Source organism: Chelatococcus daeguensis, assembly GCF_001887265.1.
Classification (GTDB): domain Bacteria; phylum Pseudomonadota; class Alphaproteobacteria; order Rhizobiales; family Beijerinckiaceae; genus Chelatococcus_A; species Chelatococcus_A sambhunathii.
Window position 1 is genome coordinate 3142838 of record NZ_CP018095.1, and the last position, 12774, is coordinate 3155611.

The following is a 12774-nucleotide window of genomic DNA, read 5'->3' on the forward strand; positions in this document are numbered from 1 at the left end:
GATGGCTTAGGTCGCCTTGGTCAGGCTGCCTTCACCTGTCGGATGAAGCCGTCGACCTGCTGGCGCAGGGCGTCGGACTGACGCACGAGGTCGTTGGCCGCCTCGACGATCTGACTGGAGACGACACCCGTTTCGGCCGCCGCACGGCTGACGCCAGTGATGTTCGACGACACTTCCTGCGTCCCCTGGGCAGCCTGCGAGACGTTGCGGGCGATCTCGTTGGTCGTCGCGCCCTGCTGGTCCACCGCCGAGGCGATCGTCGTCGACACCTCGTCGATCTGACGGATGGTCTCGGTAATGCTGTCGATAGCCGCCACCACGTCGTTGGTCGCGTTCTGCACCGCTGCGATCTGGGCCGAGATGTCGTCGGTGGCCTTGGCCGTCTGCTCGGCGAGATTCTTGACCTCGGTGGCAACGACGGCGAAGCCGCGGCCCGCTTCGCCCGCCCGCGCCGCCTCGATGGTGGCGTTGAGGGCGAGCAGGCTGGTCTGCGAGGCGATATCGGTGATCAGGCTCACCACCTCGCCGATGCGCTGGGCACTGGAGGCGAGGCCGCGCACCACGTCCGCTGCCGACTTCGTCTGGCCGTTGGCGGCACTTGCGACACGGGCGGCCGTCGTGACCTGCTGGCCGATCTCGCGGATGGAGGCCGTGAGCTGCTCGGCGGCCGAGGCGACTGTGTTGACATTGCTCGTCGCCTGTTCCGCGGCCGCGGCAACCGTCGTCGACTGGCGACTGGTCTCTTCGGCTGCGGAGTTCATGGCGCCCGCATTCTGCTGCAGTTGCGAAGCTGCGGCGGCGACAGCGCGCGCAACGCCCATCGCTTCGGCTTCGAACTGGCTGACCAGCGCCTCGATATTGCGCGCCCGCTCTTCCTTGGCGAGTTGTTCGGCCTCCTGTTCGGCGGCGAGCCGCTCGCGCTCGATGGCATTCTCGCGGAAGACCTCGACCGCGCCCGTCATCTCGTCGATCTCGTCGCGGCCGACAACCGGTGGCACCACGACGTTGCTGTCGCCATCGGCCAGGCGCAGCATAACGTCGCGCAGGTTGCGCATGCGCCGTGTGAGGTTACGGGCGAAGATGAAGGCGAAGCCGCCGATGACGAGAAAGAAGGCGAAGCCGACCGCAGCCGCCACGAGCGCGGCGTGCTGGATGCGCGCCGTCACGTCGTCGGTATAGACGCCGGTGCCGACGGTCCAGCCCCAGGGACCGAAGCGCTCGACATAGGCGAGCTTGGGCACTGCCTGCGACATGTCCCCACCTGCCCGCGGATAGTCGTAGGCGACGTAGCCGGATCCCTTGTCCTTGCTGATGGCAATCATTTCCTTGACGTAAGCCACGCCGTTGGCGTCCTTTGCGTCCAGGATATTCTTGCCCTCCATCGCTGGCTGGCCGCCGTTGACGATGGAATTGCCCTCGTCGTCGATGATGAAGAAATATTCTTCGCCGTTGTAGCGCATGGCACGGACCACAGCGCGAGCGCGCTGCTGCGCCCAGCCCTCGCCGATGAGGCCCTTCGCCGTTTCCTGGAACTGCTGGTCGATGGCTTTGATGACGACACCCGTCACTGACTGCAGCATGTCCACGCGGGCATCGCGGATCGAGGTGGCCTGCATGGATGCAAGGATGGCCACGATCGCAGCCGTGCTCACCGCAAAGAGTGCGACGACCGCCGCCAGCCGCGCGCCGATCGTCCTGAGGCCGATCTTTCCCAGAAAGCGACCCAATCCGTTTCGAACCTTGGCAGTTTCCATGCCAGCCACCCCGCATTCGCAGACCGGCTCTTGCCAGCCGGTCGCCCTTCGTTTGGTGCCGCCCACCCTTGCCGGTGGCCGGCGTTGCCTCGCCGATGGGGCACTCCGTCGGCCGGAGAGCCTTCTCGATCGCATTTCGGAATAGACGCAACTCGGCGGTGTTCGCTGAGCGAATGAGCCGCCGGCGCTTCTCCGGTCAGACCGGCCGCGGAGACCCGCGCAGGACCGAAGAACGCAATTCTCCCACCAACACCATGGTCAGCTTAGGCTGCCAGCCTTGCGCGAAGCTGGAGGACAACCTCAGCGCGCCAGTGCAAGGCCCGCCCCTGAGCTGAGCACGACGCCGCGATAACCGCCGTGATCCTCGGCAAGGCGGGCGATCATCGCGCCGCGCGCATAGAGCACCACCTCGCCCCCCTTCAGATCCCAGCCGTTGATGCTGCGCAGTGCCTCGCTTGCGCAGCCGTTCGTCGAGGCGCGGTACTGGTCGAGAAGGCCTGCATTGGTGAGCACCAGTTCACAAGCCTTCCCGCCCGCCTCCGTCATGCGCCATCGGCCAGAGACCTGGGACCGCTGCGGTACGGGCTTTGCATGGCTTGCCTGTGGTGGGGTGTAGCCCTTGACCACCTTCGGCGCCGGCAGCGGGCCGGCAGCCGTCTGGCCCGTCGGCGCAGGGGACACCGTCGGCTTCGCCGGCGGGGGCTGTACCGGAACGGACGGCATCGGCTCCTCGCGCGCGATCCCGCCACGCGGACGCGCAGCGGCGGCAGGCGCCACGACGACCGCTTCCACCTCGAGCGAGGGCGGCAGGGGCCGATAGCACCGCATCGGAGGGTTCCAAGGACTGGTGTAATACCGCTCGCAGCTGTTGAAGTCGCCCGCATTGCATCCCGCAAGGACGATGAGGCTGAGGAGCGGCCACGTCCTGCGGCACAGCAGCTGCAAGAGCGGCCGGGCATGATCCCGGCCGTCTTCCCCGATCGAGGACGTGAGTTCGCGCGTCACTTTCATGCCATGGCCCCAAAAGGCATCTCGAGTTGCATCGTCAGGCGGGGGTCGCCGAGGCATTCGGCAAGCCGGCGGCGGGCGGCATCGCCCGTGGCGATCAGCACGCCGGCGGTGACTTCACTCTTCCCCGACACCGAATAGCGAAGAACATTTGCCGGCTCTTTTTCCCCGCAGGCGCCCGACAGGAAGCCCTGCTCGCCGCCCGGCCCGGCCTCCTGTCCGCAGATGAAGGACACCCCGTTCAGCGCGCCCTTACGGGCCTGCAGAACGATCTGCAGCCGGCTATTGCCGGCAAGGGCAAGGCCGACATTGGCCGCCACGAGCACCCCGGCAACACCCGGCCCGAGATGGAGGAAGCCCTCGGCGGCGATATCGACTCCGGGCTCGATACCCGTCAGTCGGTCGAACACGGCAATTCCCGACAGATCGTCGAGCAGCAGGAAGAGTCGCCGGTGATAATGGAACGTCCCGTGGACGTTGCTGTCGACGAGGAAGGCACTCGCTCCCTCGAGGGCGACCTCGGCCGCTAGCCAGCCACAGCCGGAGACGCCCGCCGCACCGAGCGGTCGCAGGATGTTGTGGGCTGCCGCCGAGCGGAAGTAGCTGCCCGGCGCGCCGTCACCCCTGACGTCAATGCCGCCCGGATCGCTGATCCAGCGGATGCCTTTGGCTGCATAAACGAAGGACCCGCAGTCCTCGTGACCCTTGGCGTCGCTCGCACCGAAGCGGGCGGCGAAATAGGCCCAATCGTGCCCGTTCCTGTGACGCGCCGTAACGAGCCCCGCCTGCCGGTCGAGCACACGTGGCGCCGAGGCACGGGCGGCCAGCATCTCTGCCACCGCCGGTTCGGCCATCACGTCCCGCCCGCAGCGGGCGATGAGGTCCCTGAGGATAGGCAGATGTTCCGCCCCGCCCGCAGTTTCCCCGAAGGGCGCGAGGCAGCCGTCAGGATCCGTTAGCGCCACGGCCGTCGCGATAGCCCGACCAAGCGGCAGGGCCATGCGCCGGCGCAAACCCTCCGTGTCCGGCAGGGCAGCAAGCACTCCCTGCAGCGCGAGGCCAACCGCAAGCGCCTCGAAATGCAGGTGCGAGGAGCCTACGCTCGGCATCGCCGGCTCGGCGAAGAGCTGAATCATCGACCAGTCAATGTGATTGAGCGCCATGCAGCGCCACGGTCCGGCGAGCGGCAGGCGCGGCAGCGCCGCGGCGACGACGGCGAGCGCGGCGGCCGCATGCAGCCGCTCTCGCGCCTCACCGATGAGATTGTCGCCGAGCGCCTCGGCGACAAACCGGGCGTGCCGCACGATTTCGGCAAGCAGCCCGGCGCTCTTGCCCGCCGGCAGACCGGCCTTAAGCGCCCGTGCGAGGAGTTGCAGCAGCACCTCGAGCCGGATGGCCGTCGTTCGCGCGCCGTAGCGATCCTCGTCGTCGACGTCGGCCCGTGGAGTGGCCGCCTGCCACGACAGCGCGAGCGCAACCGCCCGGGCAAGGCTCTTGCGCTCGCCATCCTCCGGCAGAGAGAGGAGCCAGCCGAGCGCGTGATAGCGGGCGCGCCACAGGCCGCAACCGAACGGATCCTCCTGCCAATCGAGCATCTCCGGCAGCGGCCAGTCTTCATGCCCGGCCAGGCGAAGGCGCCCGTCTGCGACCGTGCCCAGCCCGCCGGCGAGCCAACCGGCGAGGTCGGTCTGGACGAACGGCGCCGCGGACAGCGCCGTTTCGTCGACAAAGGCCGCAAGAAGCCCGCGGGAGTCGCTCGCGGACGCCGCGGACAGCTCGGCAAGCCGGCCGAGCAGCACGAGCCCGTCGTCCTCGGTTGCGGCCGGGAGCCCGTCGTCGAGCGAAACTTCGTAAGGCAGGATGCGGCGGATATCCGAGCGGCCCCGCGCCTGGAAGCCGATGTCGACCGTGCTGGCTCCCGCGGGCGGATCGAGACGCAGTGTGAAGCGGCGCACGCGCCGGTCTGTCGGCAACATGATGAAGGCGCCGACGCCCTCCGCCTCGAGCGTGCCCGCATAGGGACGCGGCAACGCCCGGCCCTGTGCGTCGCGATAGACGATGCGCGCAAAGGCCATGTCGGGTGCTGGCGCCGCGCAGAACAACTGGCCGCGCACCGTGAGGCCGCCGCCCGGCACGACACCCCAGGTCTCCCATTGCGGCTCGCTGTCGAGAAGCTGGCTTGCCGGCAGCACCTCAGCCTCTGCGGGGGGCTGCGGCAGCGGTCGCAGGCGGGGCGTCGCGATTTCGAACGGCGCCGTGTTGCGCCAGCTGCGCACCGTCAGTTCCACGCGCTCGGCATCGGCCGGCAGGCGGAAGGCCACCCGCACCTGCGCGAACTTGCCGCCAGGCGCGGCAGGTCCGGCGACGTCGATCGAGAAGGGGTCGATCCGCCCCCGCATCAACCCGGCGACGGCGGGCAGGTCGAGGCTGACGCCGTCGCCCGTCTGGAAGTCGAAGCCAAGGCGGATGGCATCCGGTATGCCGCCGGTCTTTTCGTTATCAGCCCAGGTGAGCGCGAAAGACAATTCGCACCACCGGTCCGCCGGCACCCCACCGAAGGAGAACTGCACGCGCGCCCGGCGGTTGCGCGCCTCCACAACATGTCCTTGGCCGTCGCCGCGGGCGGCCGAATCTGCGCCGTATCGGACGGCCGCCGGCAACAGTTCGCGCCCGCCCATGGCCTCCGCTGCCCCGGGGGCGCGGGCGGGGCTTGCGGAGGGCGGAACGGGCGCGGCCTTCGGCGGCTGCGCCCGCTTCTTGACGGGGCCGGGCAAGCGCGGCGGCTGAAACGGCTTTACCCGGTCCGGCGCCTTCGCCAGACCGGGCTGCAACAGGGCCTCGAGACCGGGCCGCACGCGCTGCGTTCCCTTCTTCTTTCCCGATTGTTCGTCTTCGCCGCTCACGCCGCCGCCACACGGTCGAAGAACTGGCGCACGTCGCCGTTCATGTTCGCTGCCTGCTCGTCGAGCGAGGACGCGAGCGTCTGCACGGTGTTGACGATACCGCCGATGTCCTGCGCAGCGGCCCGCACGGTCGCCACGGCGCTCGCCACGCCTTGTGCATCCTGCGACATTTCCTCGACTGCGGTCAGGATCGAATGGGTCGCCGCAGCCTGGTTTTCGACCGCGGCGGCGATCGCCTCGGCCGACTGCACGACCTCGCGAATGACGGCGCCGATGCCGTCGAGGTCGCCGACCGTCGCCCTTGTGGCCTGCTGGATCGCCGCGATCTGGTCGGAAATCTCCTGGGTGGCCTTCGCCGTCTGCGTCGACAGCGTCTTGACCTCGCGCGCCACGACGGCAAAGCCGAGCCCTGCCTCGCCCGCGCGCGCCGCCTCGATGGTGGCGTTGAGGGCGAGCAGGTTCGTCTGCCGCGCGATGCCGCCGATGAGCTCGACGATGGAGCCGATGCGCTCTGTGACCTCGGCAAGGCCCCGCACGCCGGCATCGGCCGCCTTGGCCTGCTCCGCGGCCTTGCCGGCAATCTCGTAAGCCCGCTGCGCGTAGCTTTCGACAGCCTCGATGGACTTCGCCATCGTGCCCGCCGCAGCCGCGCTGCGGGCCGCCCGCTCAGCCATCTCCTCGGCGGTCATCGTCATGTTGTCGGCCTGCTCGCTCGTACGGCCGGTCGCCTCGCCAAGCTGCTCGGATGCGCCACGCATGACGTGCGCCGCCTGATTGAGCGCCGACAGGCTGTGCGAAAAGGTCCGATCGAAGATGTCGATCTCGCCGGTCAGCCGCGTGCGGCGCTCCTCGCCCGCAGTCAGCAAGGTCTCGTGATAGACGGAGACCGCGATGCCCATGTCGAACATCACCGCGCTGCCGACGGCGCTAGCGAGCCGCGCCAGCCGGCCCGAACGCAGCCGCGTCTCCTGCGCAAGCACGGTCGTCAGCTCGGCGAGGATGACGCTGTAGCCGCCGATGTACCAGTCGGGTTCGACGCCGACGCGCACATGGGCCACGGCCACGGCCCGCACGCTCGTGAGATAGCTTTCATCGAAGCCCGAGGTGAAGAGCCGGCGCCAGTGCTCGGCTTGCAGCTTGGCGAGCCGGTCCTGCCGCTTGTCGACGAGCCGCGCCGTCATCGGGAATTTGGCGAGATGCCGGTAGAAGTCGCTGATGATGCGCGGCATGTGGGGCGCGATGAGGCTCCACGCGGTCTCAAGCTCGCCACGCGCCGCAGCGTCGATCTTGTAGAAGGCCAAGCGCTCGTTCAGGGAAAGAACCGTTTCGGACATTATTCCTACCATGCGAACTCATCCCGCGCAGCGCTGCCCCTCGCGGCGGTGGGCGGGAACGGGAAAAGGGAGAGGGACGGCCGGACGGCACCCATCATGCCGTGGCCTCCGCCAGCCGGTTGGCCACATAAAGCCCGGGCCGCCCCGAAGCGGACCGGAAGGCATCGGAGATGCCCATTACCGTCTCGGCGGCGCCGAGGACCAGGTACCCGTCGGGTGCGAGCACCTTCGCCATGCGCGAAAGCACGTCCGCTTTCGTCGGAATGTCGAAGTAGATGAGCACGTTGCGGCAGAAGATGATGTCGAACGTGCCGAGCCCAGCAAAGGACTGCAGCAGATTGAACTGCCGGAACTGCACCATCGCCCGGATCTCCGGCCGGATCTGCCACTGGTCGCCCTTCTGCTCGAAATACTTGAGCAGGTACTGGATGGGCAGCCCGCGTTGCACTTCGAAGGCCGAATAGAGCCCCGCCCGGGCTCGCTCCAGCACGTGGCCGGCCAGGTCCGTCGCCAGGATCTCCACCGTGACCCCCGGCAGGAGGTGCGCATTTTCCTTCAGCGTCATCGCTAGGGAATAGGGCTCCTGCCCCGTCGATGCTGCCGCGCACCAGACGCGGATGCGCCGCGAGCCGCGCCGGTCGATGAGGCTCGGCACCACAAAGGACACGAAGGTCTCAAACGGTGTCTTGTCGCGGAAGAAGGATGATTCGTTCGTCGTCATTGCCTCGACGACGGCATCGGCGACCGCGCCCGATGGGGCAGTGCGCAGACGCGCCACGAGTTGCTCGACGCCGGCGAGCCCCACCTTGCGCGCCACGGGCGCCAGCCGGCTCTCGATGAGATACTGCTTCTCCTGCGACAGGTTGAGCCCCGAGCGCTGCTTGAGGAATTGCTGCAGGAATTCGTAATCGCCGGCCGCAATCATGCTCTACCTCCGACGATCAGCTGGCTGACCCTGGGGCCGATGTCCTCAATTGGCAACACGCCTGCGCAAGCCCCGGCGGCAATCGCCGCGCCCGGCATGCCCCACACGACGCTTGTCGCCTCGTTCTGCGCGATGACATTGCCGCCCGCATCCGCGATGGCAAGCGCGCCCCGGGCACCGTCGCTGCCCATGCCGGTCAGGATGACCCCGAGCGCTGCCGAGCCAAAAACCCGCGCGACGGACTCGAACATCGGGTCGACAGCCGGCCGGCAGAAATGCACGGGCGGCGCGTCCGACAGGCGGATGACGGGCCTCTCGCCCACTTTCTCGACCAGCATGTGCCGGCCGCCGGGCGCCACATAGATGCGCCCCGCCGCCAGCGGCTCGCCGTCGACTCCTTCCGCCGCCTCACGGTTGGCGGTGCGGCCGAGATGCTGGGCGAGGATGGTCGTGAACGTCGGCGGCATGTGCTGGACGATGAGGACGGGCAACCGCGCGAGTGCCTGCCCTGCCCCCTGCAGGAACTGCATGAGCGCTTGCGGCCCGCCGATGGAACTGCCGACGCACAGGACGCGTGCGGGGATGCCGGTATAAGGCCTGAGCTTCTCTGTCGCCCGCAGCGGCTGCGGACGAGGCTGGAAGGCCGACGTCGCAGGAGCCGGCGCCGGGGCAGCCGGCTTGGCGACGGGTGGCCCGAGCGGCAGGCGCAGGCCAGCCGCCGAGCCGGAGCGCACCCGCTGTCCGAGATGGCGCACCTTCTCCACGAGTTCGCGGCGGAAGTCTGCTGAGGTAGCAAGCCGCCCCGTCGGATCAGGCTTCGGCACGTAGTCGGCAGCCCCGAGCGCGAGCGCCCTGAGGCTCGTCTCCGCGCCCCGCTGCGACAATGTGGAGGCGACGAGCACGACGGTGTCAGGCTTGGCCCTGAGGAGGAGCGGCAGGGCCGTGAGCCCGTCCATCTCAGGCATCTCGATGTCGAGGATGACCACATCGGGTTGCGACTGCGTCATGTCCTGCGCCGCGAGGCGCCCGTGCCGGTGCGTTGCGACGACCGCAAAATCCGGCTCTTCCTCCAGCCAACGCGATACGAGCCCGCGCACGATGGCCGAATCGTCGACGATCATGACCCGGATCTGATCACCCGCCGCGGCAACTCCCGTGACATTGGTCATGCGAGCGGCTTTCCGGCGTCAGCGAGGGCATCGGCATCGATGAGCCCGACCTCTTGGAACTTGTAAGCCAGGATCTCCCGGTCGAAGGGCTTCATGATGTACTCGTCCGCCCCAGCGATGAGCGCCCGCGCGATATGGCCAGGATGGTTCTCCGTCGTGCAGAACACGATCTTGGGCCTGGTACCACCCTCAAGGGCGCGCACCGCCTCCAGGAACTGCGGCCCGTCGACCACCGGCATGTTCCAGTCGAGCAGGATGGCGTCCGGCATCGTGACGACGCAATGGTCGAGCGCCTCCTGCCCGTTGCCCGCCTCGCTCACCTCGAAGGACAATTCCTCGAGGATCTTGCGCGCCACCTTCCGGATGAAGGGGGAATCGTCGACCACCAGACACGTTTTCATCAGCCGCCTCTATACTCATCGGCTTCGACCAATGCGGCTCAGGCCGCCATCGCCCCCTGCCGCAGGGACAGGACGCGCTCGACGTCGAGAATGACCATCAGTTCGCTCTCCAGCCGGTGGATGCCGTCGGCCACCTGCGCCCAGCGCGGATCGAGATTCATGGGGTTGGGCTCGCGCGTGGAGCTGTCGAGCGCCAGCACCTCGCCGACCGTGTCGATGATGAGCCCGTAGGACTCGCCCTTGTAGTCGATACCGACGGCCATCGGCTGCAGGGTGTCGGTCGCATCGGGAAAGTCGAGCAGCCGGCGCATGTTGATCGTCGTCACGATGCGCCCGCGCAGGTTCAGCACACCCTCCACGGCCCGCGGCGCCCGCGGCACGCGCGTCGTGCGCTCGGGCATGAACACGTCGTGCACGGACAGGATGGGCAGGCCGAAGAGCTGCCCGGCGATACGCACGGTCACATACTGGATGGTGTCGGCGGGCTTGCCCGCCGCCTCGGTCGGCTTGGTCATGCGGCCACCTCCTGCTGGATCCCGGCGAACTCCTTGAGCGCCTCGAGGAGGCCAGGCTTGTCGAACTTGGCGATGTAATCGGAGAAGCCCACGGAGCGGCCGCGCTCGATTGCCTCCGGCGTGCACAGACCGGACAGCGCGATGATCGGCAGACCCTCCATTCGCGGATCGCGGCGCAGACGGCCCGCGAACTCGAAGCCGTCCATGTGCGGCATCTCGATGTCGGTGACGACAACGTCGAACATGGCGCCGCGCTCGAAGAGCTGCAGGGCGGCGATCGCCGAGTCGCTCAGCGTCACGTCATAGCCGGCGGCCTTGAGGGCCGGCCCGAGCATGTTGCGGAAGAAGGCGCTGTCGTCGACGAGCAGCAGGCTGCGCCGCTCCGGCGCGCCCTGCATCGCGCCGCGGCGATGGAACCAGTCCTTGAACCCCATCGGCAGGTAATGGGCGATGTCGATGATCTCGGTCGTCTGGCCGCGCACCACGCCCGAGCCGAGGATGCCGGGCACATCCGAGGCGAGCGTGACCTCGAACTGTTCTTCGACGATATCGATGATCTCGTCGACCATGAGGCCGACGGAGCGGCCGGAATCCGAGAACACGAGCACCGGTTGCGTGCCGCCCTCGCGCTGCTCGATGCGCTCGTTGACGGGCACGAGCGGCATGAGCGAGCCGCGGTACTGCACGACCTGCCGCCCCGTCGCGCGCTCGATCTTCTCGACCGGCAACTCCTCGAGGCGCGTCACGAGCGACAGCGGCACCGCCTTCGGCTCGGCCCCACCGGCACGGAAGAGCAGCAGCGCCACCGCATTGCCCTTGCCAGAGGCGCGCTCGGCGTCGATGCCGGCCGCCTCGCCCGAGCCGAGCGTCGCCGAATGCGCCACCGCCTGCGCGATGCCGTTCGGATCGATGATCATGATGACGCTGCCGTCACCGAGGATCGTGTTGCCCGAGAACATCGACAGGTGCCTGAGCAGCGTCGACATGGGCTTCACCACGATCTCCTCGGTGTGGAAGACCGCGTCCACCACGATGCCGAAGGTCTGGTTGCCGACCTGCATGACGACAATGAAGCCCTGCTCGCCCTGTTCCACGCCGGGGGCACCGCCCTCCGGTTCGGCGGTGCCGAGCAGTTCGGCGAGCGGGACGACCGGCAGCAGCTTGTTGCGCAGCCGGAGCACCGGTGTGTTCTTGATGCGCTCGATGCGGTGGCCCGACTTGTGGTGCACCCGCACCAGCTCCATCACCGCCAACTGCGGAATGGCGAAGCGGTCCCCAGCGGCCTCGACGATGAGCGCCGAGACGATGGCGAGGGTCAGCGGGATCTTGATCACGAAGGTGGTGCCGCGGCCGAGCACCGAACGCACGTCGATGGTGCCGCCGATGATCTCGATGTTGTTGCGCACCACGTCCATGCCTACGCCGCGGCCCGACACGCTCGTGATCTTGGCGGCAGTCGAGAAGCCGGCGTGGAAGATGAACTTGTGGATCTGGGCCTCGTTCATCTTCTCGAGCTCGGCCTCGGTGGCGAGGCCGTTCTCCAGCGCCTTGGCGCGGATGCGCGCCACGTCGAGCCCGCGCCCATCGTCCGCGATCTCGATGATGATGTGCCCGCCCTCGTGATAGGCGGAGAGGCGGATCTTGCCCCGCTCCGGCTTGCCGGCTGCCCGCCGGCCCTCCGACGTCTCGAGACCATGGTCCGCCGAGTTGCGCACCATGTGCGTCAGCGGATCCTTAATCAGGTCGAGGATCTGCCGGTCGAGCTCGGTCTCGGCGCCGACCATCTCGAGGTCGATCTGCTTGCCGAGTTCCTGGGCAAGATCACGCACAATGCGCGGCAGCTTCTGCCACGCGTTGCCGATGGGCTGCATGCGCGTCTTCATGACGCCTTCCTGCAGCTCGGCCGTGACGTTGGACAGGCGCTGCAGCGGCACCTTGAACTCGGTGTCGCCCTGGCGGCGGGCGATCTCCATGAGCTGGTTGCGCGTCAGCACCAACTCCGAGACCATTGTCATCAGCTTTTCGAGCGTGTCGACATTGACCCGCAGCGACTGCGAGGAGACCGAGCCCTTGCCGGAGCCGCCCTGCTCGTCGCCCTCGGCGACGGGCGCCTTGGCCTCGGCCTTGGGAGCGGGCTTCGCCTCGACCTTCGTCTCGGCCTCGGGCGGAGCCTTGGCGGCAGGCTGGGCTGCGGGCTTCGTGATGGGCTTCGGCCGCGGCACTTCAGCCTCCGCCTCGCGGAAGGCGCGCTCGATCTCGTCGAGCGTATCCTCTCCAGGCAGCAGCTCGCGCTCCAGCACCTGGTCGCTCAGCGTGCCGACGGAGACCTTGCGCTGGGGAGCTGGCGCAGGCTCCGGCGGAGCCGGCGGCCCGAAGGCCAGTGCCTCGAGCGGGGCGATGAGGTCGTCGTCGGTGCCGGCCGGCTCCTGACCGACGTTGTTTTCAAGCTCGACGAGCAGCTCCTTCACGCGGTCGATGGTGCGCAGGATGAGCCCGACCGCTTCCGTCGTCACCGGCGCGCCCTCGCGGAACTTGCCCATGAGCGTTTCCGCGGCATGGGCCAGCGCGCCGAGACGTGGCAGGCCAAGGAAGCCGCACGTCCCCTTGATGGTATGGACGAGGCGAAAGATGTTGTCGAGAACCTGAGCGTTGTTGGGGTCCCGCTCGAACTTCACGAGCTCGACATCAACGACATCGATGTTCTCGTTCGTCTCGGTCAGAAACTCCCGAAGCAGATCGTCCATGCGCCCAACTCCCCAAAGCCC

General features: G+C 68.1%; 9 protein-coding genes. All 9 read right to left on the minus strand.

Going from position 1 to position 12774, the window contains the following annotated elements:
• Positions 1-20: 20 nt before the first annotated feature.
• Complete coding sequence (locus BOQ54_RS14940) at positions 21-1727, minus strand: methyl-accepting chemotaxis protein (protein ID WP_055457821.1); 1707 nt, start codon at positions 1725-1727, stop codon at positions 21-23.
• A 327-nt stretch (positions 1728-2054) separates the two neighbouring features.
• A complete protein-coding gene (locus tag BOQ54_RS14945) occupies positions 2055-2582 on the minus strand; it encodes an AprI/Inh family metalloprotease inhibitor (RefSeq protein WP_157672313.1) in 528 nt (175 codons plus the stop codon).
• Positions 2583-2761: 179 nt separating this feature from the next.
• Positions 2762-5359 (minus strand): heparinase II/III domain-containing protein, encoded by a 2598-nt coding sequence (locus BOQ54_RS14950; protein WP_186437992.1) that lies wholly within the window; start codon positions 5357-5359, stop codon positions 2762-2764.
• Between the two features lie 302 nt (positions 5360-5661).
• Positions 5662-6999: a globin-coupled sensor protein gene (locus BOQ54_RS14955; protein ID WP_055457824.1), complete on the minus strand. Its 1338-nt coding sequence runs from the start codon at positions 6997-6999 to the stop codon at positions 5662-5664.
• 94 nt (positions 7000-7093) lie between these two features.
• A complete protein-coding gene (locus tag BOQ54_RS14960) occupies positions 7094-7924 on the minus strand; it encodes a CheR family methyltransferase (RefSeq protein WP_055457825.1) in 831 nt (276 codons plus the stop codon).
• A complete protein-coding gene (locus tag BOQ54_RS14965) occupies positions 7921-9093 on the minus strand; it encodes a protein-glutamate methylesterase/protein-glutamine glutaminase (RefSeq protein ID WP_071924190.1) in 1173 nt (390 codons plus the stop codon). Before BOQ54_RS14965 ends, BOQ54_RS14960 begins: the two co-directional genes overlap by 4 nt.
• Positions 9090-9494 (minus strand): response regulator, encoded by a 405-nt coding sequence (locus BOQ54_RS14970; RefSeq protein WP_055457827.1) that lies wholly within the window; start codon positions 9492-9494, stop codon positions 9090-9092. Before BOQ54_RS14970 ends, BOQ54_RS14965 begins: the two co-directional genes overlap by 4 nt.
• A 38-nt stretch (positions 9495-9532) precedes the next feature.
• Positions 9533-10009: a chemotaxis protein CheW gene (locus tag BOQ54_RS14975; RefSeq protein ID WP_055457828.1), complete on the minus strand. Its 477-nt coding sequence runs from the start codon at positions 10007-10009 to the stop codon at positions 9533-9535.
• On the minus strand, positions 10006-12753 hold the full coding sequence (locus BOQ54_RS14980; protein ID WP_071924191.1) for a hybrid sensor histidine kinase/response regulator: 2748 nt from the start codon (positions 12751-12753) through the stop codon (positions 10006-10008). The genes BOQ54_RS14975 and BOQ54_RS14980 overlap by 4 nt, the downstream gene beginning before the upstream one ends.
• Positions 12754-12774: the final 21 nt, after the last annotated feature.

Bases quoted from the DNA above. Each gene is read 5' to 3' on its own strand.
- BOQ54_RS14965 (WP_071924190.1), bottom strand. From the start codon at position 9,093: ATGACCAATGTCACGGGAGTTGCCGCGGCGGGTGATCAGATCCGGGTC.
- BOQ54_RS14975 (WP_055457828.1), bottom strand. From the start codon at position 10,009: ATGACCAAGCCGACCGAGGCGGCGGGCAAGCCCGCCGACACCATCCAG.
- BOQ54_RS14960 (WP_055457825.1), bottom strand. From the start codon at position 7,924: ATGATTGCGGCCGGCGATTACGAATTCCTGCAGCAATTCCTCAAGCAG.
- BOQ54_RS14980 (WP_071924191.1), bottom strand. From the start codon at position 12,753: ATGGACGATCTGCTTCGGGAGTTTCTGACCGAGACGAACGAGAACATC.
- BOQ54_RS14970 (WP_055457827.1), bottom strand. From the start codon at position 9,494: ATGAAAACGTGTCTGGTGGTCGACGATTCCCCCTTCATCCGGAAGGTG.
- BOQ54_RS14945 (WP_157672313.1), bottom strand. From the start codon at position 2,582: ATGCGGTGCTATCGGCCCCTGCCGCCCTCGCTCGAGGTGGAAGCGGTC.
- BOQ54_RS14955 (WP_055457824.1), bottom strand. From the start codon at position 6,999: ATGTCCGAAACGGTTCTTTCCCTGAACGAGCGCTTGGCCTTCTACAAG.